This window comes from Jannaschia pohangensis (genome assembly GCF_900113875.1).
Classification (GTDB): domain Bacteria; phylum Pseudomonadota; class Alphaproteobacteria; order Rhodobacterales; family Rhodobacteraceae; genus Jannaschia; species Jannaschia pohangensis.
Genome location: NZ_FORA01000001.1, coordinates 991,236 through 1,017,232, shown reverse-complemented (window position 1 = coordinate 1,017,232; position 25,997 = coordinate 991,236). Strand labels below are relative to the sequence as shown.

Annotated in this window: 28 protein-coding genes, 1 tRNA gene and 3 pseudogenes; 16 read left to right on the top strand and 16 right to left on the bottom strand. The window is 64.1% G+C overall.

The window, feature by feature from the left end; translation table 11 throughout:
* Window positions 1-4: 4 nt before the first annotated feature.
* The 3 genes from BM002_RS05090 to BM002_RS05080 form a co-directional block, all read right to left on the bottom strand.
* A complete protein-coding gene (locus BM002_RS05090; protein WP_092777897.1) occupies window positions 5-1,369 on the bottom strand; it encodes a DUF2927 domain-containing protein in 1,365 nt (454 codons plus the stop codon).
* The gene (locus BM002_RS05085) at window positions 1,369-1,824 is read right to left on the bottom strand and encodes a GNAT family N-acetyltransferase (RefSeq protein ID WP_092777895.1); all 456 of its coding nucleotides are present in this window, start codon (window positions 1,822-1,824) and stop codon (window positions 1,369-1,371) included. The genes BM002_RS05090 and BM002_RS05085 overlap by 1 nt, the downstream gene beginning before the upstream one ends.
* A gap of 100 nt (window positions 1,825-1,924) precedes the next feature.
* The gene (locus BM002_RS05080; RefSeq protein WP_092777893.1) at window positions 1,925-2,485 is read right to left on the bottom strand and encodes a cysteine hydrolase family protein; all 561 of its coding nucleotides are present in this window, start codon (window positions 2,483-2,485) and stop codon (window positions 1,925-1,927) included.
* Between the two features lie 71 nt (window positions 2,486-2,556).
* Between BM002_RS05080 and BM002_RS05075 the strand changes: the two genes are divergently transcribed.
* Window positions 2,557-3,504, top strand: a complete 948-nt coding sequence (locus BM002_RS05075) for a GlxA family transcriptional regulator (protein WP_092777891.1) — start codon at window positions 2,557-2,559, stop codon at window positions 3,502-3,504.
* Window positions 3,505-3,511: 7 nt separating this feature from the next.
* Here the strand turns inward: BM002_RS05075 and BM002_RS05070 are convergent, their stop codons facing one another.
* From BM002_RS05070 to BM002_RS05060, 3 genes are all read right to left on the bottom strand, one after another.
* Entirely contained in the window at window positions 3,512-4,246 is a 735-nt protein-coding gene (locus BM002_RS05070) for a formylglycine-generating enzyme family protein (RefSeq protein ID WP_092777889.1), read from the bottom strand.
* A gap of 17 nt (window positions 4,247-4,263) precedes the next feature.
* Complete coding sequence (nirK, locus tag BM002_RS05065) at window positions 4,264-5,487, bottom strand: copper-containing nitrite reductase (RefSeq protein WP_092777887.1); 1,224 nt, start codon at window positions 5,485-5,487, stop codon at window positions 4,264-4,266.
* Window positions 5,488-5,560: 73 nt separating this feature from the next.
* Complete coding sequence (locus tag BM002_RS05060; RefSeq protein WP_245749129.1) at window positions 5,561-5,992, bottom strand: pseudoazurin; 432 nt, start codon at window positions 5,990-5,992, stop codon at window positions 5,561-5,563.
* A 139-nt stretch (window positions 5,993-6,131) separates the two neighbouring features.
* Here BM002_RS05060 and BM002_RS05055 point away from each other — a divergent pair, with 139 nt between their 5' ends.
* A complete protein-coding gene (locus tag BM002_RS05055; protein ID WP_092777885.1) occupies window positions 6,132-6,881 on the top strand; it encodes a Crp/Fnr family transcriptional regulator in 750 nt (249 codons plus the stop codon).
* On the opposite strand, the gene BM002_RS05050 is transcribed toward BM002_RS05055, so the two are convergent.
* The 6 genes and pseudogenes from BM002_RS05050 to BM002_RS05030 form a co-directional block, all read right to left on the bottom strand.
* On the bottom strand, window positions 6,878-7,111 hold the full coding sequence (locus tag BM002_RS05050) for a DUF1858 domain-containing protein (protein ID WP_092777883.1): 234 nt from the start codon (window positions 7,109-7,111) through the stop codon (window positions 6,878-6,880). The two genes, BM002_RS05055 and BM002_RS05050, sit on opposite strands and share 4 nt — an antisense overlap.
* 115 nt (window positions 7,112-7,226) lie before the next feature.
* Window positions 7,227-7,412: pseudogene (locus BM002_RS19505) on the bottom strand (integrase core domain-containing protein); the annotation flags it as partial.
* Window positions 7,413-7,441: 29 nt separating this feature from the next.
* Window positions 7,442-8,098, bottom strand: a pseudogene (locus tag BM002_RS05040) (integrase core domain-containing protein); the annotation flags it as partial.
* A 16-nt stretch (window positions 8,099-8,114) separates the two neighbouring features.
* Window positions 8,115-8,684 (bottom strand): annotated as a pseudogene (locus BM002_RS05035) (IS3 family transposase); the annotation flags it as partial.
* Window positions 8,603-8,773 carry a hypothetical protein gene (locus BM002_RS19500; protein ID WP_245749128.1) on the bottom strand — a complete coding sequence of 57 codons (171 nt, stop codon included), beginning with the start codon at window positions 8,771-8,773 and terminating at the stop codon, window positions 8,603-8,605. The pseudogene BM002_RS05035 and the gene BM002_RS19500, both read right to left, overlap by 82 nt.
* Window positions 8,774-8,969: 196 nt before the next feature.
* On the bottom strand, window positions 8,970-9,950 hold the full coding sequence (locus tag BM002_RS05030) for a zinc ABC transporter substrate-binding protein (RefSeq protein ID WP_092778790.1): 981 nt from the start codon (window positions 9,948-9,950) through the stop codon (window positions 8,970-8,972).
* Window positions 9,951-10,006: 56 nt separating this feature from the next.
* Here BM002_RS05030 and BM002_RS05025 point away from each other — a divergent pair, with 56 nt between their 5' ends.
* The 8 genes from BM002_RS05025 to BM002_RS04990 all read left to right on the top strand — a co-directional run bounded on the left by BM002_RS05025 (window position 10,007) and on the right by BM002_RS04990 (window position 17,746).
* Complete coding sequence (locus BM002_RS05025; RefSeq protein ID WP_092777879.1) at window positions 10,007-10,543, top strand: Fur family transcriptional regulator; 537 nt, start codon at window positions 10,007-10,009, stop codon at window positions 10,541-10,543.
* Window positions 10,540-11,286, top strand: a complete 747-nt coding sequence (locus BM002_RS05020; RefSeq protein WP_092777877.1) for an ATP-binding cassette domain-containing protein — start codon at window positions 10,540-10,542, stop codon at window positions 11,284-11,286. The genes BM002_RS05025 and BM002_RS05020 overlap by 4 nt, the downstream gene beginning before the upstream one ends.
* Window positions 11,286-12,083, top strand: a complete 798-nt coding sequence (locus BM002_RS05015; protein ID WP_092778789.1) for a metal ABC transporter permease — start codon at window positions 11,286-11,288, stop codon at window positions 12,081-12,083. Before BM002_RS05020 ends, BM002_RS05015 begins: the two co-directional genes overlap by 1 nt.
* 34 nt (window positions 12,084-12,117) lie before the next feature.
* Complete coding sequence (locus tag BM002_RS05010; RefSeq protein ID WP_092777875.1) at window positions 12,118-12,684, top strand: DUF2796 domain-containing protein; 567 nt, start codon at window positions 12,118-12,120, stop codon at window positions 12,682-12,684.
* An 11-nt stretch (window positions 12,685-12,695) separates the two neighbouring features.
* A complete protein-coding gene (locus tag BM002_RS05005) occupies window positions 12,696-13,409 on the top strand; it encodes an ABC transporter ATP-binding protein (RefSeq protein WP_245749127.1) in 714 nt (237 codons plus the stop codon).
* Window positions 13,409-14,659, top strand: coding sequence for an ABC transporter permease (locus BM002_RS05000; protein ID WP_092778787.1), 1,251 nt, complete (start codon window positions 13,409-13,411; stop codon window positions 14,657-14,659). Before BM002_RS05005 ends, BM002_RS05000 begins: the two co-directional genes overlap by 1 nt.
* 17 nt (window positions 14,660-14,676) lie before the next feature.
* Window positions 14,677-15,189 (top strand): DUF3299 domain-containing protein, encoded by a 513-nt coding sequence (locus BM002_RS04995; RefSeq protein WP_092777873.1) that lies wholly within the window; start codon window positions 14,677-14,679, stop codon window positions 15,187-15,189.
* 262 nt (window positions 15,190-15,451) lie between these two features.
* A complete protein-coding gene (locus BM002_RS04990) occupies window positions 15,452-17,746 on the top strand; it encodes an arginine/lysine/ornithine decarboxylase (RefSeq protein WP_092777871.1) in 2,295 nt (764 codons plus the stop codon).
* 695 nt (window positions 17,747-18,441) lie between these two features.
* Here BM002_RS04990 and BM002_RS04985 read toward each other — a convergent pair.
* The gene (locus BM002_RS04985) at window positions 18,442-19,296 is read right to left on the bottom strand and encodes an alpha/beta fold hydrolase (protein ID WP_092777869.1); all 855 of its coding nucleotides are present in this window, start codon (window positions 19,294-19,296) and stop codon (window positions 18,442-18,444) included.
* A gap of 75 nt (window positions 19,297-19,371) precedes the next feature.
* On the opposite strand from BM002_RS04985, the gene BM002_RS04980 reads away from it, so the two are divergent.
* A complete protein-coding gene (locus BM002_RS04980; RefSeq protein WP_175484801.1) occupies window positions 19,372-19,989 on the top strand; it encodes a TetR/AcrR family transcriptional regulator in 618 nt (205 codons plus the stop codon).
* 679 nt (window positions 19,990-20,668) lie between these two features.
* On the opposite strand, the gene BM002_RS04970 is transcribed toward BM002_RS04980, so the two are convergent.
* A complete protein-coding gene (locus BM002_RS04970) occupies window positions 20,669-21,508 on the bottom strand; it encodes an AAA family ATPase (protein ID WP_092777863.1) in 840 nt (279 codons plus the stop codon).
* A gap of 193 nt (window positions 21,509-21,701) precedes the next feature.
* Here BM002_RS04970 and dksA point away from each other — a divergent pair, with 193 nt between their 5' ends.
* Window positions 21,702-22,124: an RNA polymerase-binding protein DksA gene (gene dksA / locus BM002_RS04965; protein ID WP_092777861.1), complete on the top strand. Its 423-nt coding sequence runs from the start codon at window positions 21,702-21,704 to the stop codon at window positions 22,122-22,124.
* Between the two features lie 4 nt (window positions 22,125-22,128).
* On the top strand, window positions 22,129-23,238 hold the full coding sequence (locus BM002_RS04960) for an FAD-dependent oxidoreductase (protein WP_245749126.1): 1,110 nt from the start codon (window positions 22,129-22,131) through the stop codon (window positions 23,236-23,238).
* On the opposite strand, the gene BM002_RS04955 is transcribed toward BM002_RS04960, so the two are convergent.
* Complete coding sequence (locus tag BM002_RS04955) at window positions 23,214-24,479, bottom strand: Hsp70 family protein (protein ID WP_092777857.1); 1,266 nt, start codon at window positions 24,477-24,479, stop codon at window positions 23,214-23,216. The two genes, BM002_RS04960 and BM002_RS04955, sit on opposite strands and share 25 nt — an antisense overlap.
* Before the next feature lie 91 nt (window positions 24,480-24,570).
* Window positions 24,571-24,645, bottom strand: a tRNA-Thr gene (locus BM002_RS04950).
* 156 nt (window positions 24,646-24,801) lie between these two features.
* On the opposite strand from BM002_RS04950, the gene BM002_RS04945 reads away from it, so the two are divergent.
* The 3 genes from BM002_RS04945 to BM002_RS04935 are packed head-to-tail and all read left to right on the top strand — an operon-like array spanning window position 24,802 to window position 25,974.
* The gene (locus tag BM002_RS04945) at window positions 24,802-24,987 is read left to right on the top strand and encodes a hypothetical protein (RefSeq protein WP_092777855.1); all 186 of its coding nucleotides are present in this window, start codon (window positions 24,802-24,804) and stop codon (window positions 24,985-24,987) included.
* A 4-nt stretch (window positions 24,988-24,991) separates the two neighbouring features.
* Entirely contained in the window at window positions 24,992-25,462 is a 471-nt protein-coding gene (locus BM002_RS04940; protein WP_092777853.1) for a DUF2948 family protein, read from the top strand.
* A complete protein-coding gene (locus BM002_RS04935; RefSeq protein WP_092777851.1) occupies window positions 25,459-25,974 on the top strand; it encodes a GNAT family N-acetyltransferase in 516 nt (171 codons plus the stop codon). Before BM002_RS04940 ends, BM002_RS04935 begins: the two co-directional genes overlap by 4 nt.
* The last annotated feature ends 23 nt before the right edge of the window (window positions 25,975-25,997 follow it).

Below are 25,997 nucleotides of genomic sequence, written 5' to 3'. Positions count from 1 at the left end.
GGCTTTACGCTCCCGGACGCAAACCCGCAACCTCCGCCGACCGCAAGGCCAAAACCCGGTCGCCCCAGGCATAGCGGCCCCAGGCCAGCGCTTCGCGGCGAATGCGTCCGGCTTCGGCGTCGGCACCGCGCAATTGGGTCGCCTCGGCCCGCAACAGCAGGAGCGTGGCCAGAAGGGATGCGTTCTGCGCCCCGTCGGCCGCCGGAATGGCCCGGTCGAGCAGGGTGATCGCCCCCTCGGCCTGTCCGGACGACAGGGCCAGCGCGGCCAGTTGCACCGTGATCTGCGCCGTCTGCACCCCGTCGCCGTCGAGCCTGCGATAGATCGACGCCGACTCGAGGAAGGCCGCGATGGCAAGGTCGCCGTCGACGGCCAGTGCGGCACGGCCCAGGGCCAGATGCGACAGGGCCAGCCGTGCATCGGTCAGCCCCTCGGCCTGGGCCAGCGTGACGGCGTTCTTGGCATGGGTCAGCCGCACCTCGTCGGACCCACGCGGGTCGAGCGCGCCCTGAAGCGACCGCGACCAGCGCAGCGAGGATTCGCGCACCGGGGCGCGGTCGGCGCGGCGGCCCCGTGGATTGATATTGGCAAAGATGGCCGGAAGGCGTTCCGCGACCTGCTGCTGCGTCATCCCCGATTTCAGGCCGTCGTGATAGGTCGCGCGCAGGATCAGCATGTCATAGGACGTCAGGACGGCGTGGGTGTTGTCGTCGTTGAAGACCGAATACGGCAGCCGGTAGAGATCGTTGAGCGGTCCCAGGGCCTGGGCCACTTCCTCGTGCAGGCAATCGCGGATTTCCTGCGGGCTCACGTCCGACGGAAGGAAGACGCTGGCCCGGCTGCGGGTCGTCAGGGTCGTCCAGTCGGTCGCGGGGCCGAACCGCTTGGCCAGGTAGTCCTGCCAGCCGCTGACGCGCGGGACGACGAAACAGGCGGCACCGGGCACCACTCGTTGTAGGGTCGCACGGGGCAGGGCGGTGATGGTGATCGATCCCATCTCGCCTCGGCCCGCGCGGCTGATGTCGATGCCCGCCTCGTCCCGCAGGCGCGTGATCAGATCGTCGAGGTCGGGGCCGAGGGTCGGTGGCATGTCACCTTCGACGGCGACGGTGATCGGCCCCTCGAAGCGGGTGAAGGTGTCGATGCCGCGCCCGGTTTCCAACTGGAAGCTGAGCGCCATGAAGTCGCGCGCCAATTGCCCGTTCGGCTGCACCGGAACGGCGATCCGGGGCGCGCCGGTAAAACGGCGCAGGGGCGGCAGGGCTTCGGGGATGGACGCGACGGTGGCGCGCGTGGCCTGCGGGCTCATCCCCGCGGGGGCGCAGGCGGCAAGGGTCATGATGGACAGGGCGGCGATTGTCTTGAACATCAGAGGACCCGATCATAGCGGATGAAAGGGGATTTGCGCGCGATGCGGTCATAGAGCATCCGGCCCGCGTAGTTTTCCTCGTGGGTCAGCCAATAGACGCGGGGCGTGCCGCGCGCGTCGCCATCGGCATAGACCGCCTCGATCAGTTTGCGTGCGACACCCTTGCCGCGCGCCGTCGGGGCGGTGAACAGATCCTGAAGGTAGAGGACGCCTTCGGGCCGCCACATGTGCGGATGATGCACCCAATGGACAAGGCCGAGCGGTGTCTGGTTGTCCCAGGCGATCAGCCCCTGAAAGGTGCCGGGCGCGTCGGACAAGAGACGCTCGAACGCGATTTCGCGCGCCGCGCCCTCGACCGATGTGCCATAGAACTCGAGATATCCGGTCCAGAGCGCGTCCCAGGCGGTGCGATCGTCTGCCCCGATCGCCCGGAGGGTAAGTGTTTCCAATGCCATGTCTGCCCGCGCCGTTTCTCGGTCTTTGTGGCGAGGCTAGACAGGCAATGGGGCCGAAATGGGGCAGCGTGCGGCGGCGGCCATGCAGATGTGCCACAGGTCATCCCCGGGCCGTGTCCCCGTCGAGGTCGGCAAAATCGACCACCCGGGCATAGCTGCCCGACAGGGCGGCCATGATCGTGGCATGGACGTCCGCCGCGCTGACGTCGCGGCCCCGGAAGGTCGCGGCGCGGGCGGCGCAGGCGTCCTGAACGACGGTCACGGTCAGGCCCCTGTCGCTGGCCGCGCGGGCGGTCGCGTCGATACACATCTGCGACATGGCACCGGCAAGCGTGACGTCGGTGATGCCCGCCGCCTCCAGCCGTGCGCCAAGGTCGGTGCCCAGAAAGCTGTTGGGCCGGTGCTTGAGAATGACGGCCTCGCCCGTGATCGGGGCCACCTCCGCATGGATGTCGGCCCCGGTGCTGCCGGGCCGAAAGAAGGGCGCGTCGGGTGCCAGGATTTCGTGGCGAACGTGCAAAATGGCCTGCCCGGTCGCCCGGGCGCGATGCAGCAGGCTCGCGGCGATGCGGGTGGCCCCGGCCATCCCCGCGACCGGCCAGAGGCCGCCTTCGAAGTAGTCGTTCTGGATATCGATCAGGATGAGCGCGGTCTGTGTCATGGGTCTGCCTGTCTTGGAGATGCGGATGACCTGTCTTTAAATCGGGTGTGCCGCGTGCCACACCGGCAGATATGACAAATCATCTGCAGAATCTGCCAAACGCCAGCGTCTCCATCGCGATCCTCGCCTACGAAGGGGTCCAGATGTCCGCGGTCCTGGGGCTGGAGGACCTGTTTCTCATCGCCAACCGCCATGCGGCGCGGACCGGATCGGTCCTCCTGCGGGTCGAGACACTGGCGGCGGACCAGCTGCGGGGGACCTTCGCCGTGGTCATCGTGCCGCCGAACCTGAGCGGCGCCCGGGGCGACGGCGATGCGCAGGTTCACGCCTTCCTGCGGGCAGAGCATCGGGCGGGGGCGACGATCTGTTCGGCCTGTGCGGGGATCTTCTGGCTTGCCGGGGCGGGTCTTCTGCGCGGACGCGAGGTCACGACGCATTGGGCCTTGGAGGCGGAGTTCGCCGCGCGCTGCCCCGAGGCCGCATTGCAGACCGACCGCATCCTGATCGACGACGACGATATCGTGACGGCGGGCGGCATGATGGCCTGGATCGACCTGGGCCTTTTCGTCGTGGAGCGGTTCGGCGGACCCGAGGCGATGACCTTCGTCGCGCGCCACCTTCTGGTCGATCCGCGCGGTCGGCAGCAGTCGAATTACCGCACTTTCCGCCCGGCGGTCGCCCACGACGACGCGGCCGTCCTGACCCTGCAGCACTGGATGGAGGGGCATGTGGACGCCGATCTGTCGGTGCGCGCGCTGGCGCTGCGGGCCGGATGTTCGGAGCGCACGTTCATCCGCCGCTTCAAGGCCGCGACCGGCCTGCCGCCGAACCGCTATGTGCAGACGCTGCGCATCGAGACGGCGCGCAGCCTGCTGGAGCAATCTGGCCGCACGATCCAGGATATCGGGTGGAGCGTGGGCTATCAGGACATCTCGGCCTTCGGACGGGTGTTCAAGTCGGTCACGGGCACGACACCGGGGGATTATCGCACCCGGTTCGGCCTTGCGGCCCCGCGCTGAGCCAGGATCAAGGTTCGACGTGGGTGACGAGGCGCAGGCCCAAATGCGCCGGCGGCGTGCCGACCGCACATCCGCCGCGCGCCGGGTCGCGTTCAAGCCAGGCCATGACGGCGAAATGCGCGCCCCCCACGACATAGGCAGAGCAGCGATCGAGGGAGGCGGGCCCCGCCGTCCCCGCATGGCAATCGCGCGTCCATTCCCAGACGGACCCGTCCAGATCGGCCACCCCTTCGGGCGAGACCGAGAAGGCGCCCGAGGGCATGAGGGCCCGGGATTTCCGGGCATCCAGAAGATAGGCGGAGGCCCAGTCCAGCTCGGGCTGATCGAAAATCGGGTCCGCGCCAAATCTGACGACATCGCGCGCCATGGCGGACCATTCGGCCATGTCGGGCAGGAGGTAGGGGTGGTGGGTCCGCGCAGAGATCCATTCCACGTATTGCATCGCCTCGGGGTGGTTGACCCCGGTGGCGGGCGTGCTGACCGCGTCCATGCCTCTGGGTGCGTTCAGCGCGCGGTCGCAGGCCCCGGCCTTGGCGCAGCGGTTCCAGTCTGCGACCGTCACCTCATGGCGTTGGACCCAAAGCGGCCCGGTGAAGGACACTGCGACCATGTCGGGACGCGGCAGCCTGTCCGGCCCGCGCCACGTCAGCGCGACCCCGATGCCGAGCGCCGCCGCCAGCCCGAGTATCGCCCCGAGGATCGTCCGGGTCGGCAGTCTGGGATTGGCGGCGGCAAGGGCCATGGCATCGGTTTCCGGGCCTAGATTTCGAACGTCCGGGGGGCCACGACCTGCTCCATCAGGGCATTGTCCCAATCGCCCTCGACGACGAAGTGGGCCGTGGCGCCAAGCAGGGCCGCCTCGATCAGGTTGTGGTTGACGTAGGCATAGACGCCCGGCTGCTCGAAGGTATACATCGCCGCCCCGGCGCTGCCCCCGCGAATGAACCAGGATTCAAGCCCGGTCTGCGGCGCGTCGCTGAACGACCCCGCCTCCCAGACGAAGTTGCCGTGCCCGCCGATCAGGTGGGGCCGCGTGTCGCGGTTCGCCTGATTGTGGATCATCAGCACGGTCTCCCCGACATTGGCGCGCAGGGCGGCATCGCCCGTCAAGGCGCCGACGGCACCGTTGAACACCGAATGGGTCGGGGTGAGGGTGCGCATCGCGTCGAGACTGTCGGGATAGTCGTCGCCCGCCGCCTCATAGGTCTTGAAGTCGCCATTCTCGTCGCGGGGCAGGTAGTAATCCTGCTCGCCGATATAGGCGATGCTGTCATAGGTCAGCGGGTTGCCCTGTCCGTCCTTCAGCCCGTCGCGGGGCAGCACCATGACCGTGCCGTTCATGCCGTGGCAGACGTGATAGGGGATCATCGCGCCGCCGGGGGCGCAGTGATAGGTGAAGACGCCGGGTTTGGTGGCCTTCCAGCGCAGCACCGCCTCTTCGCCGGGGAAGACATGGGTCAGGCCGCCGCCGCCGAGCGCCCCGGTCGAGGCGTGGAAATCGACGTTGTGCTCCATCACGCTGTCTTGCGGATTGCGCAGCGTGATCTCGACGTAATCACCCTGGTGCACGATGATCAGGGGACCGGGAACCGATCCGTTGTAGGTCAGGGCCCAGACGCTTGCGCCCGTGTCCTCGTCGACGACCATCAGGCGTTCCTGCGTCTCGAGCGTGACTTCGACGATCTTGGGGTCGCCGGTCGCCACCTGTTCGTGGACGGGGGCGAAGGGTGGGGCGACCATCTCCTGCTTGACGCGGACATAGCCGGACAGGTCGGGCGACGGCGCGCGGGCCTGGGCGTCGGCCTGCGCCTGGATGATCTGCGCGCCCGGCATCCGCGGGGTTGGCGCGGGCACATGCTTGGGCATGGCGGCGGCGCTGGTGGCAAAGCCCCCGGTAACGGCGGCCGCACCGGCCAGGACAGAGCCGCGCAGGACGTTGCGGCGGCTGGTAGGCACGAGGCCCGGGTTCACGAAGCGGGTCATGGAAGTTCTCCTTGGTCATCGAGCCTTGCGGCGGTGTCGCCGACCGGGCTGGGCGGTCGCGCGGAAATTCGGGTCAGAGACCGGCGAGCTGATCGGCGAAGCGATCCTTGGCCCGGGGCGGCACACGCCCTTCGAGAAAGCCATCAGGCACCTCTGCGACGTCACCCACGGCTATGATCATCACCATGCCCATGGCGAAATGCGGGGTGCATTTGACGGCGTAGAGGCCGTCCACATCCAGCGTCACCTCGATCTCTTCGTTGATCTTGCCCTTGAAGAGCGTGGCCCCGTCCGGGACCATGCCGTCGATCGCCTCGGCGTTGTGACCCCGGTCGGTGGCGATGAACTTGACGGTGTCACCGGGGGCCACGCGCAGGAAGGCAGGCTCGAACACCATGTTGCCCGCGTCGCCACGGTTGAGCATCCGGACCTCCAGGATGTCGGCCAGGGCCGGTGCCGCGAGGGCGGTTGCGAGGACGGTTGCCGTGATAAGTGTGCGAAACATCCGGGATGTCCTTTCTCGACTTCGGTGATGCGTCGGTATGGACACAGGGGCCGCCTCGCGACTTTGCGCCCGGGCAAACTTCGGGGCGGTTCCTGCGGTTGGCATGGCGGGACGCCTGCATTCGTGCTTCAACGGCTGAATGATGGACGCCATGCGCAAACGGAGCCCCGGGCTCGATGAGAGCCTGCTGACGCATCTGCCGCCGTTCTCGCGGCTGGAGCGGCACCAGATCCGCGCGATCCTGGATCAGGCGACGTCGCGGCGGCACGACGTCGGGGTTCATATCTTCGACGAGGGGGCAGAGGCCGACCGCTTCTACCTGCTGCTCGACGGCTATATCCGCGTGGTGCGGATCACCCCGACCGGCGATCAGGTCGTGGCGCTGCATATCCCGCCGGGTCAGTTGTTCGGCATCGCGCAGGCGCTCGGGCGGGACCGCTATCCGGCGACGGCGATCACCGCGGCCGAAGCGCTGACCCTGTCCTGGCCCATGCGGCTCTGGACGCCGTTCGTTTCCGAATACGACGGGTTCGCCAGCGAAACCTATGCGACAGTCGGCAACCGGATCGGCGAGATGAATACGCGACTGGTCGAAATGGCGACGCAGGCGGTGGAGCAGCGGGTCGCCAATGCCCTGTTGCGATTGGTCAACCAGACGGGTCGCCGGGTCGACGACGGGATCGAGATCGACTTTCCGATCACGCGCCAGGACCTGTCGGAGATGACGGGCACGACGCTGCACACGGTCAGCCGCCTTCTGAGCGCATGGGAGCGGGATGGCCTTGTCCGCAGCGCCCGAAAGCGGATCACCGTGACCGATGCACATGCGCTGGTCTTGCGGTCGCAGGGCAGCGCGGCTCCGGACGACACCGTCACGCCCCCGCGCTAGGTCGGGCGGGGCGCGGACGGATCGTCGTCTTGCACCGCCTCCCGCAGCGCCCGCAGAAACGTCTCTTCGTCCAGACCGTATTCCGCACAGGCATCCGACAGACTGTGGAACGGACGGATGAGACATCCGACACAGAGCATCCGGTGACGCAGGAAGACCGGAATCGTCGCAGGCCAGATGTCCATGATGTCGCCGATCGCGAGGTCGGGGTTTTCAAGTTGCGGTCTCACGGGGGACGGCTCCGATCCGGGATGAGCCGTTCATGCCCGCGCGATCCGTTTCGCACGTTGCGCTGGCGCAAAGTCCCGTGGCATCCTGCCATGGAGTGGTCTGGTTCAAGTTCACGTGCATCGTCGGCATCTGGTCCATCGGGACGATGGTTTCCGGCGCGGGTGGACGGCAGCCCAAAGCGCTATGCGGCTTGACGGTGTTGTCGTGAACGCGACATTGCTCGATCAGGATTTGGGCCTCGCGTAGGGTATAGAACTGCTCTCCCTTGAGACGTTCATCCCGGAACCGAGCATGAAGTGACCTGCCCCCCTTCGGGTCCCTCGATCATGTGAGAGTCTGCGGGTTTGAGATTGGTAGGCTGAGCGGTCGCTCTGGGCAAGCGCGCCGGGTCCGGAGCCCTCAAGTTGCTCAAGCGTCCGGCGCGCTTCGAGCGGTGTCTGGCTTCCCAGCGACGAGTGCGGTCTGAAGGCGTCGTAGTCGTAGCGCCAGAGCGCCAGCTTGCGCCGGGCGTCGTCCAGGTCGTCGAAGACTCCTCGTTCAAGAGCTCGTCGCGCAGGCTACCCTTGAAGCTTTCGATGAAGGCGTTCTGCTGGGGCTTGCCCGGGTCGATGTAATGCCAGGGCACCCCGTTCTTGTCGGCCCACTTCAGGATGGCGCGGCTGGTGAACTCGGTGCGGTTGTCGCTGATGATGCAAGCGGGCTTTCCGTAAATCCGCACTAGCGCATCCAGCTCGCGGGCGGTCGCCATTGATCGCGCCATTGGTCCAAGCGACAATGGCGACGGCGCCCGAGATGCTGGTGTCGGCGGTCAGGCAGAGGTTCTCCCGGCAGCAATCGTCGATCACCGCCAGGATGCGGAACTTGCGCGCGGTGCCGAAGCTGTCGGCCAGGAAGTCGAGCGACCAGCGGGCATTGCGATGCGCCGCGTCCGGCATCGGCTTGCGTGACCCTCGGGCCCGCTTGCGCCCGCGCCTTCGTTTCACCGACTGAGGTGCCCCTAGTTTACGAGACACCTGCCTGGTTCAGTTTGCGCTGTCTGTTCTCATCGTCAACGGGCGACAGCATGCCATTGTTCGTGTGCTTGCGTTTTGGGTTGTAGAACAGCTCGATATATTCGACCACGTCCCGCCTGGCATCGTTGCGCGTCGGGTAGGTGCGCCGCCTGATCCGTTCGCGTTTCAGAAGCTGGAAGAAGCTTTCGGCGACGGCGTTATCGTGACAATTGCCACGTCGGTTCATGCTGGGTTCGAGATCGTGCTGGCGGAGAAACGTCTGCCGTTCCCGGCTGGTGAATTGGGAACCTTGATCGGAATGTACCATGATCTTTCCATCAGGTTTTCGACGCCAGACGGCCATTGGCAAAGCTTGCAGGGCGAGGTCGGTCGTCATCCGTGACTGGGCGGACCATCCGACCACCCGGCGCGAGAACAGGTCGATGACGACGCACAGGTTCAGCCAGCCCTCATGGGTCTTGATGTAGGTGATGTCGGTCACCCAGACCTGATCCGGTGCAGACGCCTGGAACTGCTGTTCCAGCCTGTTCTCAGCCACGATGGCAGGCTTGCCGCCGTGCCAGGCTTCGGCAACGGCTCCCCGAACAGCTTCAACCATTTGTACAGTGAATGCGTGCTGACCCCCAAACGCCGGGAAACCTCCCGCACCGGATAGCCCCGTGCCGTGATCTCCCTTACGGGACACCACTGCGTGATGCCCTGCCGGGCAGTGGATGCACCGCGTCCCGCTTGAACTCATCGCTGTAACCGCTTGTCCCCATCTCGGCCTCCTTGCCTCATGGTAAGGGAGCAAAGCGTCTACCAATCTTGGGGCACCTCACAAATGCACTTGCTGGTTTCGCTGTCACAGGCACTCCGCAAGGTTTGTAGCGAGATTGCGGATAAGTTGGGGATAGAGCGCAGGGCCAGGCTCCAGGTCGGAACCGAGAGGGTCGAGAATACCGGTTCCGGCTTCGGTTCCGTCAAGAACTGTTGCCACTAGACCAGCGTTGAACTGCGGCTCTGCCAGAACGCAATCGATGCCTTCGTCCGCAATCCTTGCGCGGATTTCAGCGATCCGGGCCGGGCCAGGGTCGGAGGCGTCGCTGATCGAAATTGCTCCGGCAGCGGGAAAGTCGAAAGCGGCTTCGAAATACTGATAAGCGTCGTGAAAGACGATAAACCGCGCACCACGCAAAGGGTCCAGCACGGCGTTGACGTCAGCGGTCAGTGCATCGATCTCGGCCCGGCCTGCAGCGGCATTTGCGAAGTAGGCACCGGCATTCTCGGGATCGGCGACGGAAAGCTGACTGGCGATCACGTTGAGCCATGTCGAAGCATTCTGCGGTGAGAGCCAAGCGTGCGGGTCATGTTCGCCGTGGTCGTGGTCCTCATGGCCAGCCTTCTCCTCAGCATGCTCGCCTCCGGCATGGTCCTCATGCGCACCCTCTTCGTGCTCATCCTGGCCATGTTCGTCATGCGCTTCGAACAGTGCACCTTCCCTGAATTCAAGCTCGATTGTCCCGTCGGCTTCCAGCAGCTCTGTTACCGAAGCATCCGTCGCCAGTGTCTCAATCGCGTCGTCCAGCCACGGCGTCAGATCAGGGCCGATCCAGAACACGATATCCGCCTTCTGCAAGGCGGTGGCCTCGGACGGGCGCAACGAATACTCGTGCGGACTGGCACCGGACTGGACGATCAGGTCAGGTGTCCCGACGCCGTCCATGACACGCGCAACCAGCGAATGGATCGGTGCAATGTCAACTGCAACACGGGGCACCTCCGCAAAGGCGGCCCCCCCCATCAGTGCGGCGTTGATCGAAAGGGACAGCAGAATTCTGGACATCGCGTCTTCCGTGTGATTATATAACGTTTCATCCGCCATATCGGAAACGTGATAACATGACAAGTGAGTCCTCATCCTCGAATGATCTGGAAGGCGCTACAACTCCGGTAGGGTTCGCGCATCACGATCACGACACCTGTGTTGCCGAGGGGCTGGCGGCTGCGGAGACGCGTTGTGAAGAGGACAGTCTGCGGTTCACGCCGGTGCGCCGCAAGGTGCTGGAAATCCTGTTGCAGGAGCATCGGGCGCTTGGTGCGTATTCGATTTTGGATCGCCTGCGCGAAGAGGGCTTCGGATCACAACCGCCCGTCGCCTACCGTGCACTCGAATTTCTTGTCGCGCATGGTCTCGTTCACAAGATCGAGCGGTTGAACGCTTTCATCGCTTGCGCCCACCCCGGAGAGAAGCACGCGCCGGCTTTCATGATCTGTCGCATGTGCGAGTGCGTGGCCGAGGCGCAATCGGCCCCGGCACGGGGTGCCTTGGGCGCCGCCGCCCGCGCGACCGGGTTCCGGATCGAGCGCACGGTCGTCGAAGCCGAAGGTGTTTGTCCGACCTGCGCGGACAAGGTGACCAAGGAGGTCCCCGCATGAGCCTTGTGAACGTCGAGAACCTGAGCGTCAGCTACGGCGCGAAAACGGTGTTGGCCCACGTCTCGCTTGCCATTGAGCCCGGCGAGATCGTGACGATCGTGGGCCCCAACGGTTCCGGCAAGACCAGCCTTCTGCGGTCGATCATCGGAGCAGTGAAGCCGTCACGGGGCCGGGTGACTCATGGCCCCGACTTGCGGGTGGGATACGTTCCGCAGCGACTGCATATCGATCCGACGCTGCCGATGACCGTGGCACGGTTCCTGCGTCTGCCGGGCGGGGTCGCACCAGCGGGCATTGACGATGCACTGACACAGGCCGGTGTGCCGGACCTTTCGACCGCGCAGATGTCGCAGCTTTCGGGCGGGCAATTTCAGCGCGTTCTGCTGGCGCGCGCTCTCATTGGCAAACCGAACCTCCTGTTGCTTGATGAGGCGACGCAGGGATTGGACCAGCCCGGCTCCGCCGCCTTTTACCGCCAGATCGAGACGGTGCGGCGTGACACCGGCTGTGCCGTCCTGATGATAAGCCACGAGTTGCACGTCGTCATGAGCGCGTCCGACCGGGTGATCTGCCTCAACGGTCATGTGTGTTGCGAGGGCACGCCAGAGGTGGTCGCGTCGGCTCCGGAATACCGGGCGCTTTTCGGGTCGGGCACGATGGGGGCCTTGGCGCTATATCGTCACGACCATGATCATGCGCATGACCACGATCATCGACACGAACATACGGAAGCCGCCGAATGATCCTGGATGATTTCATGATGCGGGCAACCCTTGCCGGGATCGGTGTGGCGTTGGCCGCAGCGCCACTCGGTTGCTTTGTCGTCTGGCGACGCATGGCCTATTTCGGCGATGCAACGGCGCATGCCGCGATCCTTGGGGTTGCCCTGTCGCTGGCCTTGTCAATCTCGGTCTTTGCCGGGGCGATGGTAATCGCCCTTCTGATGGCGCTGACCGTGAACCTGCTCACGGGGCGGGGCTATGCGATGGATACGCTACTGGGTGTGCTGGCTCACTCTGCGCTGGCTTTCGGTCTGGTGGCGGTGTCGTTTCTGTCCGGCATCCGGATCGACCTTATGGCTTATCTGTTTGGCGACATCCTCGCCGTGTCACGCATGGATCTTGCGGTGATCTGGGGCGGCGCGGCGCTTGTCGTGGCGTTGATCTGCTGGCGCTGGTCGGCCCTGTTGACCGCAACGCTGAATGAGGACCTGGCGCACGCCAGCGGCATCGACCCCAAGCGCGAACAACTGGTCCTGACGCTGGCATTGGCCATAACCGTCGCCGTCGCCATCAAGGTCGTCGGTGTCCTGCTGATCGCCGCGATGCTGATCATCCCCGCCGCCGCCGCCAGACCCCTGAGCCGCACACCTGAAAGCATGGCATTGGTCGCCGCAGGCATCGGGAGTGTCTCGGCCCTGATAGGGCTGCGGGCGGCCTATATTTTCGACACGCCTGCCGGGCCTTCGATTGTCTGCGTTGCCGCCCTGATCTTTGCCGGGCTGAGCATCGTGGGAAGTCTTCGAACATCCGGCCCATGATCGCCTCGAAACGCACCCTTCAAACGGAGACAACATGATCAACAAGACGGCTTTGGTGATGGCACTTGTGATGCCGTCCATGCTTTTCGCGCAGGAAGCCCGGGAGCTTGGCGCTCACCAACATGGGCACTCTGCGTTGAATATCGCCATCGAAGGGACGCGGATCGCATTGGAGCTGGAAGCGCCCGGTGCCGATATCGTCGGCTTTGAGTATGAGGCACAAACCGCCGAGGATCGCGCCAAACTCGACGTGGCGGTTGCAGAGCTGTCAAAGCCGCTGGCGCTGTTTGTCCTGCCGGACGCGGCTGGCTGCACGGTCGTCTCATCAAGCGCAGGGCTGGTCGACGGGCACCATGAAGAAGGCGAAGACCATGCGCATGACGATCACGCGGAAAAAGAGGGCGCGCAACATACCGAATTCCACGCGGAATACTTGCTGGATTGCGCGGATCCGACCGCCATTGACCGTATCGAATTCGCCTTCTTCGAGGTCTTCCCGAATGCACAGGAGGTCGAGGTGCAGATGATCTCGGAGACAGGATCGCAAGCCTTCGAAGTTGAGCGTGCAGACCCCGTTCTTGACCTGTCGGGACTGATCTGACGGGGACGCTGGTGATCGACACTGACACTCCATTCGCCCTGGCCCTGGATCAGGTAGAGTTTCACTGGGCCGGGCGCGATGCGTTCGGCTTGCGCGTTTCCGGTTTTCGCATCGGGCGGGGCGAGCGGGTCCTTTTGCTGGGCGAAAGCGGATCGGGCAAGTCCACCCTTCTCTCGCTGATCTGTGGGATCAATGCACCGGCACGCGGGTCGATCCGCGTAGACGGGACCGAGATGGTGAGTATGCCCGCCGCCGCGCGGGACCGCTTCCGGGCCGAGAAGATCGGGATCGTGTTCCAGCAATTCAATTTGCTGCCTTACGCCTCGCCCGTGGACAACATCCTGTTGCCGCTGTGTTTCGCGCCTGACCGCCGGGCGCGCGCGGGGGATGGGCGCACCGCCGCACTGGCCCTGACTGATGCGCTTGGCCTTGCACGTCATACGATGGCGTCCCCCACCGCCGATCGCCTGAGCGTCGGCCAGCAGCAGCGTGTGGCAGTGGCCCGCGCCCTGATCGGCGCACCGTCGCTCATCATTGCCGATGAACCCACGTCCGCGCTCGATGCCGGATCGCAGGCCAATTTCCTCGACCTGCTGTTCGCGCAATGCTCGGCTGCCGGCTCGACGCTCTTGATGGTCAGCCACGACGAACGGCTTGCCCCCCGCTTTGATCGCAGCGTCCGAATGGAAGACATCGCCACCCTGACGCGCGAGGCGGCCGCATGATCCTGCTGCGCCTTGCCCTGCGCAGTCTGATCGCGCGCCGTCTGACGGTCGGCTTGACGATCTTTGCCGTTGCCCTGTCAGTTGCGCTGTTCCTGGGTGTGGAAAAGGTGCGGACAGGTGCAAAGGCCAGCTTCGGCGACACGATTTCGGACACCGACCTGATTGTTGGCGCGCGGTCGGGATCGGTGCAACTGCTCCTCTATTCGGTGTTCCGCATCGGGAACGCCACCAACAACGTCACTTGGGAAAGCTATCAGGACATCGCCGCGCGACCAGAAGTCGACTGGATCGTCCCGATTTCGCTGGGGGACTCGCACCGGCAATTTCGCGTCATGGGCACGACGGCGGAATATTTCGAACGCTACAAGTATCGTAGTGGAAGGGCATTGGGGTTCGCCGAAGGCCGCGCCTTTGATGATCTGTTCGATGCGGTGATCGGGGCGGACGTTGCTGCGGCACTTGGCTATGCCGTCGATGATCCGCTGGTCGTGGCACACGGGCTTGCGTCGTTCACCAATCATGAAAATCAACCATTCCGCGTCGCCGGGATCCTTGCAAAGACCGGAACCCCGGTCGACCGCACCGTCATTGTCAGCCTTGAGGCGATCGAAGCCATTCACGTGGATTGGCAGGGCGGAGCGCGGATTCCCGGTCAGGCAACATCGCCGGATGAAATCCGGCAGATGGACCTGACCCCCAGTGCGGTGACCGCGGCCATGATCGGCGTGAAATCCCGTCTCCAGATTTTTGAGCTGCAACGCAGCATAAACCAGTACCCCGAAGAGCCCCTCCTGGCCGTTCTGCCCGGCGTGGCCTTGCAGGAGTTGTGGGGCATTGTCGGCATTGCGGAAACGGCGCTGATCGCCGTTTCTGGCATGGTGGTGGCCACGGCCCTTCTGGGTATGGCGGCGATGATCTTTTCGGGCCTGAACGAGAGACGACGCGAAATGGCGATCCTGCGCGCGGTCGGCGCGCGACCGCTGACCATCGTGGGGCTATTGATGCTGGAAGCCGTCCTGATGGCGCTGATCGCCGTCCTGCTGGGCATCGCCTTGCTCTACACGGGTTTGTGGGCACTGCGGCCTTACGTCGATGCGGCATTCGGTCTATATCTGCCGATAGACACATTGTCGTCGCGCGAAGGACTTGTTGCAATCGGTGTGATCCTTGCCGCCGCCGTGACCAGCCTGTTCCCCGCAGTTCGCGCATACAGGCTTTCATTGTCGGACGGTATGATCGTCAGAAGCTGAAAAAAGGAGGAGTCCACATGCATACATCCCGCCGTACAGCCCTCCTTGGCCTTGCAAGTGCATCGCTCCTCTATTCACCACATCCGGCCCTTGCCGCTCCGGTTCGGGAAATCACCTGGGATGATCTCATTCCGCCGGGCGTTCCCTATTCCGAAATCGTCGGCGAAGGCGAGTATGATGAACAGAACGACACCTGGTTGCCAAAGTTCGATCAGAACGCCTTCAAGTTCGCCGAGGCCTTGAATGGCGTCACGATAAAGATGCCCGGTTACATGCTGCCACTCGAAACCGGCGGCAACGGCGTGACCGAGTTCATCCTGACGCCCTATGTCGGGGCCTGCATCCACGTGCCGCCGCCCCCACCCAATCAATTGGTTTTCGTGACGTCCGCACGACCCTGGCCAGCTGAGTCGATGTTCGAAGCGGTGTGGGTGACAGGAACGATCCGGGTCAATCCTATCCGCACCAGCCTTGCCGAGATCGGCTATGACATGACGGCGAACGCGATCGAGGTTTACGAATGGGAGTGATCTCCTGACGTCCAACCCCGTTCGACAGGCGCCGATTTCTGAGGGCCGTCATTGCCGCGTGCGGGGTTTCGACATCAATCGCGGCCAGCGCAAACAAGCTGAACCTGCGGCGTCTGCCGGGTCATGCAACAGACCCCCCCTTGACGGTGATGCCATCAGAATGGACAAGCGCACGCAGCGGTTTCGCTGCGAAGAGGTATCAATTCTGCCCACGCGGGTGTGATGCATCGAGAACCGTTTTCGTCATCTCCCGGAGTTAGATATGAAGTTTCGCTTTCCGATCGTCATCATCGACGAAGACTTCCAGTCAGAGAACTCCTCTGGCCTGGGGATCCGCGCCGTCGCCGAGGCGATCGAAAACCAGGGTTTCGAGGTCCTGGGGACGACCAGCTATGGTGACCTTTCGCAGTTTGCACAGCAGCAATCGCGCGCCAGTGCCTTTGTTCTATCGATCGACGACGAAGAATTCACACCGGGTCCCGACCTTGATCCGGCCGTCCTCAACTTGCGGAAATTCATCGAGGAGGTCCGCTGGAAGAACGAGGATGTTCCGATCTACATCTACGGCGAAACCAAGACCAGTCGCCATCTGCCCAACGACATCCTGCGCGAACTGCATGGTTTCATTCACATGTTCGAGGACACCCCGGATTTCGTGGCTCGCCACATTGTCCGGGATGCCAAGACCTATCTTGAAAGCATCCAGCCGCCGTTTTTCAAAGCGCTGCTTGACTACGCCGAAGACGGGTCGTTCTCCTGGCACTGCCCCGGACATTCTGGCGGCGTCGCTTTCCTCAAAAGCCCCATCGGCCAGATGTATCACCAGTTCTACGGTGAAAACATGCTGCGCGCGGATGTCTGCAACTCGGTGGAAGAGCTTGGCCAGCTACTCGACCACAATGGCGCCATCGGTGCCTCCGAGCGCAATGCGGCACGGATTTTCAATGCCGATCATTGCTTTTTCGTAACCAACGGTACCAGCACCTCCAACAAGATCGTCTGGCATCATACGGTCGCCCCCGGCGATGTCGTCGTTGTGGACCGCAACTGCCACAAGTCCGTCCTGCACAGCATCATCATGACCGGGGCCATCCCGGTATTTCTCAAGCCGACGCGCAATCACTACGGGATCATCGGACCCATTCAGAAGTCGGAGTTCGAGATTGATGCGATCCGGGACAAGATCCGGGCCAACCCGCTGCTGAGCCATGTCGATGCCGACACCGTCAAACCGCGTATCGTCACCCTGACGCAATCGACATACGATGGTGTGCTGTACAACACGGAGACCATCAAGGAGATGCTCGACGGCCATGTGGACAACCTGCATTTCGATGAAGCCTGGTTGCCGCATGCTGCGTTCCATCCTTTTTACGGCGTCTTTCATGCGATGGGTCATAAACGCGAACGGCCAAGACATTCGGTCACCTACGCGACCCAATCCATCCACAAGCTGCTGGCCGGGATATCCCAGGCAAGCCACGTTCTGGTGCAGAACAGTCAGGACACGAAACTGGACCGGCACCTGTTCAACGAAGCTTACCTGATGCACACGTCAACCAGTCCACAGTACAGCATCATCGCAAGTTGCGATGTGGCAGCGGCGATGATGGAACCGCCGGGCGGTCGTGCACTGGTCGAGGAAAGTATCCTCGAATCCCTCGATTTCCGTCGCGCGATGCGCAAGGTGGACGACGAATACGGCCCCGAGGATTGGTGGTTTCAGGTATGGGGCCCAGACGAACTGGAGGACGAAGGCGTCGATCACCCCAAGGATTGGGTGCTGCGCAGGACGGATGCCGAAGGCGTTCAGGAAGCCGACGGCAAGGACAGCTGGCACGGCTTTGGTGACATGGCGCGCGGGTTCAACCTGCTTGATCCGATCAAGGCAACGATCATCACGCCCGGCCTCAACATGGATGGACGTTTCGAGGAAACCGGCATCCCCGCATCGATCGTCACCAAATTCTTGGCGGAACACGGCGTTGTTGTTGAAAAAACAGGACTTTACAGCTTTTTCGTGATGTTCACGATCGGGATCACGAAGGGTCGGTGGAACTCGCTTCTGACCGAGCTGCAGCAGTTCAAGGACGACTACGACAAGAACCAGCCGCTTTGGCGTTCCATGCCGGAGTTCTGCGCCAAGCAGCCGGCCTATGAGAATTTCGGACTGCGGGATCTGTGCCAGCATGTGCATTCGCTTTACGCAAAATACGACATCGCCGTTCTGTCGACCGAAATGTACCTGAGCGATCTGACGCCCGCGATGAAGCCTTCGGACGCGTTCTCGCATATCGCAGCGCGCACGACGGAACGGGTGCCGATCGAAGATCTCGAAGGACGGATCACCACCAGCCTGATCACGCCATATCCTCCCGGTATTCCGCTGTTGATCCCCGGCGAGGTGTTCAACAAGACGATCGTTGAGTATCTCAAGTTCAACAGAACCTTTGCGAAGGAATGCCCGGGTTTCGAGACAGATATCCACGGGCTGGTGCAGGAGACGGGCGAGAACGGTACCGTCGAGTACTTCGCCGATTGCGTGTCGGAACAGTAGTTGGCCGCCTTCATTGCCGCATTGTCGCAGGACCTCCTGGCCCCTGCGCAATGCCTCGCCCATTCAGTTCGGCGGTGCTGCAGGGTAGGCGCGAGAACGACCGGCTGACTTTGGTCCCCCAGGTTTGCGATGTTGCGAGCCGCCGAAATCAGCCATTCGTGTCGATGCCGTCCCGGGCTGCTTTGTCCGCGACCTGAACCTTGAGCGTTTCGTTCTCGCGGCGCGATGTATGAACGACCGGTCTTCACGCCGCGTCGAAATGCAGACTTCCTAGCCGTTGCAGCATAATCCGTGCTGCAAGCGCTAGCAGCGCGGATTGTGTTTGTCTCCTGTCGGCTCGAGCCGGACGTTCACTGCGCATTGAGCCAGAGCTCACTTGGCCCGATCTGGGCGTGATTTGGGTCAGTTCTCTGCCACAAGAGCCAGATACGGCTGATTCTGCCGGCCGGGTGTTGACCTGCTCTTTGACAGGCTGTGGAGCACCTGGCCGGACAGGGCGCGCAACGGGGTCTGTCATCGACCGCGACAAGGGGCGGGCGGCAGAGTGGCGGGCAGGGGCAGACGATCATTTTCCGTTGCCACCCGCGGCGGGCGGCAACGCGTGGCCCGAACGTCGAGCAGGCCGTGATGTTCGAAGCGGACCCCCTGCCTCTCGTGGACACCTGCGCTGCCTTGCGGACCGGTTGTGCCAGGGGTCAGACAGGGACGTGAGCAACCTCCCGCGCGAGAAAGTCCCGGACGATTGCAGCAACCTGCTCAGGGTTTTCGACCACGGAAATGTGTTTCCCATCCACGGGCGCGAAGTGACCTCTCGGGGCCAGTGAGGCAGCTTCCTTCTGTCTGGCGACAGGATACATCTTGTCGCCTTTGCCGGCGATCACCAGCGTAGGCGCAGAGATGTCTCGCATGCGCGGAAGAAGAGGCGATCCGCGCAGGATCACGGACCGTATGGCTTTGGCAAGACGAGATGGATCGGCACTTTTCAGCATCGTGTGAAAAGTCTGCGCATAGACCGGATTCTGATCCAGGACCGTTGGTGTGAAGAAACTTCTGGCGACGCCATTGCGGAACATGCTTGACCGAAGCATCCAGCGCGCACCGGTTGATATGAAGCGGGCTTTCAGTCCAGGTCTGCGACCGTCGATCTCCATCGGCGTGTTCATCAGCAGCACCGCCTTTGCTCTGTCGGGAGCGATCAGGGCGAGATGTGCGGCCGCAAGCCCACCCCAGGACGTGCCGCCAACAATCGCACGTTCCAGCCCGAAGTCATCCATAACCTGTTTCATCGCTTCTGCGCAGGCTCCCATTGTGAACTCGCGCTCTGCGCCCGCGCTTTGCCCGTGGGCGGGGCCGTCGATCAACAGGAACCGATACGCATCCCCCATTTGGGCTACGAGACCGTGATATATCCGGTGATCGGTGAAAATGGACGGCCAAAGAACGATTGTCTCGGACCCGGTCCCGGTGTCGACAACATGCAACCGCCCCAGATCGGTGTCGACCATATGAGAAGCGGACGCTTGGAAGGCGGCTTGTGTCATGGCACTCATCGAGCGTCTCCACGTGTAATCAATGATTACTTACGCCGCCTTGCGGCGCATGTAAACACTGATTACAACAACGCCATGAACCAGGCTAAAGACCGCGACACCCATCACCACGGAAATCTCAAGGAAGCCTTTGTTTCCTATGCGATTGCTGCCGCTGATCGTGGTGCGCTCGCCGAGCTTTCCGTGCGCCAGGCCGCCCGCGATCTTGGGGTTTCGCCGGGCGCGGCCTACCGCCACTTTCCAGACAAGGATGCCCTGATGCGTGCCGTCGCCGAACGAGGGTTCGACGCTTTGGCCGAAGTCTTCGAAAGGACCGTTCCCTTTGCCAGCACCGCCCGCGACGCAGACCATGCACGCGCGAGGTTCGAAGCCTTGGCCAAAGCCTATGTTGGCTTCGCGCACGATCGAACCGAATTGTGGCGTTTGATGTTCGGCCCTTTGGGACTTGTCCCCGGCTCGAACGAAAACAGACCGACGACTTACGGATGGTTGGCAAAGTGCCTTGGCGAGCTGGCCACCTTTGCCGTGATTGCACCACCGCGCCCGGAGCACCAATTCTTTGCATGGTCCGCCATTCATGGACTTTCGGACCTGCAAAACTCACCTGCAAGCAGAGGACAACCGCGCGGCGAGGTCGTCAGGCAACACTGCGCGCTTATCACCGCAGCCCTCGCTGCGCGGCCTGTCGGTTAGGCCACCGGCACGGGTCCATTCCCGATATACGTGCATCTCGCAAAACTGGTGTGGAGGCTCTTTGCGGGCCGTTGATGCGCAGAATACGACCGGTCGCATGGCCCAATCCGGGCATGATTTGGGTCACTCTTCTTCTGTCACAAGAGCTCGATTTGGCTGACATCTGACAGCCGGGACTTGCCGGGCCTGCGGCTTGACTGGAGAGCATCGGGGCAGGCGGGGCGCGCGACAGGGCATTTTCGCGGTGACACGCTGGAGGACAGGCCTGGATCCGGCAAGCAGTGTCTAGGCTATTGCGGAGCGACAGGTCGGCCCCGGATGGCGGGTTGCCGAGGCGTCGAGGGACGTCACGCGTCAGGCGGCGAAAGACGGTTGGGGTCTGTCATCGACCCCGACAAGGCGCGGACGTCGGCGGCCAGCCACGCGAAGGCGAAGGCTCGGATGTCTGGGTCTCGGACCGTCGCGCCGGTCAGGAAGCGCAGTATTAGCGCGCCGATCCGCGTCGGACGTGCGCAGAACGCACGGTATCGGTCGACGGCCTCGCTATGCTGGGATCGTAGGGCCGGGACTTGTCGTGCCCCTTGGTAGGCAGTGAAGCAGCGGGCCGAATGTGCCACTTCGATCATCTGTCGCCGTTGGAGCTGCCAGACGAGGGCGGCGATATCGTCTTGTGCGGTCTTCACCGCCCGCCGCGGGCCATGAAGGCGAGGCGTTCGAAGAGGTGGACGTCCTGTTCGTTCTTCAGGAGCGCGCCGTGCAGGCGGGGGAGGGCGGATTTGGGGTCGGCGGCGAGGTCTTCGGGGCTCAGATCCTCGGCCAGCAGCAGCTTGAGCCAGTCGAGCATTTCGGAGGTCGACGGCTTCTTCTTGAGGCCCTGCTGATCGCGGACGGCGAAGAATTGGGTCAGGGCGGCGGCCAGAAGGGTCTGCTTGATGCCGGGGAAGTGGACCTCGACGATGGCGCGCAGCGTATCCATGTCGGGAAAACGGATGTAGTGGAAGAAGCAGCGGCGCAGGAAGGCGTCCGGCAGCTCCTTTTCGTTGTTCGAGGTGATGATGACGATGGGGCGGTGTTTTGCCGCAATGGTCTCGCCCGTCTCGTAGACGTGGAATTCCATGCGGTCCAACTCCTGCAGCAGGTCGTTGGGAAATTCGATGTCGGCCTTGTCGATCTCGTCGATCAGCAGGACGACGCGCTCCTCGGCCTCGAAGGCCTGCCAGAGCTTGCCCTTGCGGATGTAATTGGTGATGTCGTGGACACGCTCGTCGCCCAACTGGCTGTCGCGGAGGCGGGAGACGGCGTCGTATTCATAGAGACCCTGTTGCGCGCGGGTGGTCGATTTCACCGCCCATTCGAGCATGGGAACACCCAGGGCAAGCGAGACCTGACGCGCCAGTTCGGTCTTGCCCGTCCCCGGCTCGCCCTTGACCAAAAGCGGGCGTTGCAGCGTGATCGCCGCGTTGACGGCCACCGACAGGTCGTCGGTCGCCACATAGTCCCTGGTGCCTTCGAACCGCATTACCGTCTCGCTTTCGTCATCAATTCGGGCCGCACCCTAGCAGTCGTCCGCAGTTGCGCAAGCAATCGGGCAAATCCGCGTGAGCAGGGCGTGACAAGCTACATAACGTCATGTAAGCGCGGCGCCAGAGGCCCCGAAGACCGGCCCCCGTTGGGGCATTTGTCGCACGGGACCAAGGGCGAGGGAGCATAAGATGAAAGCCGAGACCTTTCTTCCGAACGATTACACGCCAGCCGAGGACGAGCCTTTCATGAACGAGCGGCAGGTGGAGTATTTCCGCCGCAAGCTGCTGTCCTGGAAGGCCGAACTCGTGGGCGAGACCGAACGCACGATCGAGGGCCTGCAGGGGGCCGCCCGCAACATCCCCGACATCACCGACCGCGCCTCGGAGGAGACCGACCGGGCGCTGGAACTGCGGACCCGGGATCGTCAGCGCAAGCTCATCTCCAAGATCGAGGCGGCGCTGCGCCGGATCGACGAGGGCGAATACGGTTACTGCGAAAAGACCGGAGAGCCGATTTCGCTCAAGCGTCTGGATGCGCGCCCGATCGCCACGATGACCGTCGAGGCGCAGGAGCGTCACGAGCGGCGCGAAAAGGTTCACCGCGACGATTGATCCCGTGGGGCCGGATGTCACCGTTCTGGGGGCCGGGATCGCCGGGCTGGCCTGTGCCATCGCCTGCGCGCAGCGGGGCCGGTCGGTCGAGGTGATCGAACAGGCCCCGCGCCTGACCGAAGTCGGCGCCGGACTGCAGATTGCCCCGAACGGCTGGCGCGTATTGCAGGCCCTTGGCGTCATGCCCCGGTCGCGGGAAAGCCGCGCCGTCCATCTGATCGACGGGCCGACGGGGCGGTCGGTGATCCGGATGCCGCTTGGCCCGTCCTTCCATCTGATGCACCGCGCCGACCTGATCGAGGCGCTGGCCGCACGGGCGACCGAGCTTGGGGTGGTGCTTCATCTGGGCAAGCGGGTGACGGCGATAAGGGACGAGGGACGGTCGGTCATATTCGCGGGCGGGGGGGAATGCGCGGCCCGCCGACTGATCGGGGCCGATGGGGCGCGGGGCGCCTCGCGCGGCTTCGTGGCCCCTGACCATCGCGGCACCTTCACCGGACAGGTTGCCTGGCGCGCCATCGTGCCGGTGCAGGATTGGCCGGACGAGGCGCAGGTCCACATGGGGCCGGGGCGACATCTGGTGTGCTATCCGCTTCGCGACGGTCGGAGCCTGAACATCGTGGCGGTCGAGGAGCGCGCGGCCTGGGTCGACGCGGGTTGGTCCCATCAGGACGACCCCGACCATCTGCGCGCGGCCTTCGCGGGTTTTGCGCCGTCTGTGCGGGACCTTTTGGCCCGGGTGACGGCGGTCAACCTCTGGGGATTGATGGACCATGGGGCGACGCCCGACTGGCATCGTGGTATCTGCACGTTGATCGGGGACGCGGCGCATCCGACGCTGCCGTTTCTGGCGCAGGGGGCGAACCTGGGCCTTGAGGATGCGTTCACGCTGGCCGGGTCGCTCGATGATGGGGCGGGATGGCAGGGGTCGCGCAGGCCCCGGGTGACCCGGGCGCTGGCCGCGGCGGCGGGCAATGCGCGCAACTATCACCTGTCGGGGCTGCGGCGGGTGGTCGGGCAGGGCGCCTTGCGCACCCTGGGCCGTGTGGCGCCGACCGCGCCGCTGCGGGCGTTCGGCTGGCTTTACGATCACGATGTGACGGCGGCGTCCTGACCTGCGGCGATGGCAAGGCCGTCGGTCACCGCCGTAAAGACATTCGACATGGCATGCTGCGCGCCCGGGAGGAGGTCGGCCATGGTGCCCGTCACCATCGACATCAGGCTGGAGCCGCCAACATAGATCACGCGCTGCACCTGCGACGGGGTGACATGCGCCATCGCCAGCGTCTCCTGCGCGGCTTGGCGCAGATCGTCGGCGTGCAGGGCCAGGATATCGCGCAGATGGCTGGCCGACAGGGGGGCGAACAGCCCGCGCTCCACGTCGCCAAGGTCGATGCGGGCCTGTGCCTCCGGGCCGTTGGCCGCAATCTTGCCGCGTTCGACGGCAAAGGCGATGTCGTGCCCCAACTCGTCGGTCAGGACCGTGGCGAGGCGGCCAAGGCGACCCGGTGCTTCGGACAGTTTGAGCATGTCCTGCACCGCGCGTCGGTTTTGCGCGGTGTAGAGGAAGGGGATCTTCTCCCATGTGGCCAGATCGTTGAGGATGGCGTTCGGGGTCGGCAGCAGGCCCGCGCCGATCTCCTTGCGCAACTCGGTGCCCTTGCCCAGTAGCGGCATGACGCGGTCGATGCTGATCGCACGGTCGAAATCGGTGCCGCCGATGCGGATGCCGTGATTGGCCAGCACGTCGACGCCCCGGTCCGTCGCGCGGAAGAGCGAGAAATCCGACGTGCCGCCGCCGATATCGACGATCAGGCCCAGTTCGCCCGAGGTATCCGTGGTCCCGCTGGCGATGGCGGCGGCCTGGGGTTCGGCCATGAATTCGACTGCCTTGAAGCCGGCGGCAAGGTAGCAGGCCCGCAAGTCCGCCTCGGCCTGCGCCTCGCGCGGGTCGCCGGGGCCGTGAAAGACGACGGGCCTGCCCGACAGGACGCGGTCGAAGGTCAGGCCCGTCTCGGCCTCGGCCCGGGTTTTGATCTGGGCCAGAAAGCGGGCGATGATCTCGACGAATGTGACCCGTTCGTTCAGGATCTGGCGCTTTTCGTGCATCAAAGGGGTGCCCAGAACCCGTTTGAGCGCGCGCATGAACCGCCCGTCCGCCCCGTCGAGCATCGCCTGATTGGCAGGCTCGCCGATCAGCGTCCGGCGGGTGTCGAAGTCGAAGAAGAAGGTGGTGGGCAGGCTGGTCTTGCCCGGCGACATCTCGATCAGATGCGGCCGCCCGTCGCGCAGATACCCGGCTGCTGAGTTTGACGTACCGAAATCGACGCCAAGGGTCGGACCAAGCTGTGTCATCGGCCCTCTCCGGCGCGGCGCTGAACCCCGGGGATAGTGAAGCACCGGGGCCGCGGTCAAGCTGGCGCTTGTGGTTTTGTCGGCGGGGAGATGGTGCTGTGAGAGAGGATTGAACTCTCGACCTCACCCTTACCAAGGGTGTGCTCTACCACTGAGCTACCACAGCATCTCTGGTTCCGTGTTGTCACGGCGGGGCCGAACTGCACCGGCCTCGTGGCGGGCGGATTAGACCGAACCGGACGGTGCTGCAACCCCCCAATGCGCGCCGGTCGCTGGACCAGGGCGGGTGCCCCGGCTATGTGGACCCAAGGCAACAGGGCCGATGGCCCGCAGACCCGGTGAAGACGGCATGGCGCAAAAAGGGGCATCCACTCGCGAAGATCGGCTGAAGGCTGCGCTCAAGGCGAACATGTCGCGTCGCAAGGCGCAGAAGCGCGCGCGATCAGACGAAGATGCAACGCCCGACCGTCCCGCACCGACCCCGACCGCCAAGACCAAGGAAGACTGACCCGATGACCGACCGACCCCAGGACGCACGTTTCGCCGATGCCGATGGCCGCCCTCTGCGCCTTTGGGCCACGGAGGCGGGCGATTTGCAGGTCATTTCGGCCCTGTGCCAGGACGCCGTCTTGCCCGGCACCCAGATGCAGTGGATGCAGCGGCGCAGGCAGGTTGTGTTGCTTTTGAACCGGTTCCGGTGGGAAGTGGCCCTGCGTCCGCCGCAGCGCACCCAGAGCATGTTGATCATCGGCGATGCAACCGCGGTGCGCGGGCAGGGCGTTGTGCCGGGCGATGCCGATACGGTGCTGTCGCTGCTGTCGCTCGAATGGGAGGCGGGCGCGGATGCCGAGGGCAAGCTGAGGCTCATATTCGCGGGCGACGGGTTGGTGGAGGTGGAGTGCGAATGCCTCGACGTGACGTTGCGCGACGTGACGCGATCCTATGACGCCATTTCGGGCAAGGTGCCCGAACACCCCGAATGACGCGCGTTCGCCCGCTCGACCCCGGCGATGCCGCCGCCTGGTTCACGCTTATGTGTGAGGGGACCCAGGCGCATCCGGAGGCGTTTCTTCTGTCGTTCGACGAGGTGGCGGAAATGACGCCGGAGCGGGTCGAGTCGGCCCTGGCACGGGGCAATACCTATGGTCTTTTCACGGACGAGGGCGCGTTGATCGGCCATGCGGGGCTGCATCTATGGGATCTGGAGCGCTTGCGCCACAGGGCGGATATCGGGCCGTTCTACCTGACCGCATCGGCGCGCGGCACCGGGGCGGCCAAGGTCTTTCTCGATGCGCTGGCGGAAGCGGCGGCTCTGGCGGGCGTCGTCTGGCTGGACCTCTGGGTCGATGGCGAAAACCGGCGGGCCCGGGCCTTTTATGCGCGCGAGGGGTTTGTCGAGATCGGCCGCCGCCAGGACGCCATCCGGGTCGAGGGGGTCAGCCGTGACGATGTGCTCATGACACGGCGTCTTGAGGCCCCGGGCGCGGGCGACTAGTCAGGCGAAACCCATTCGCCGCC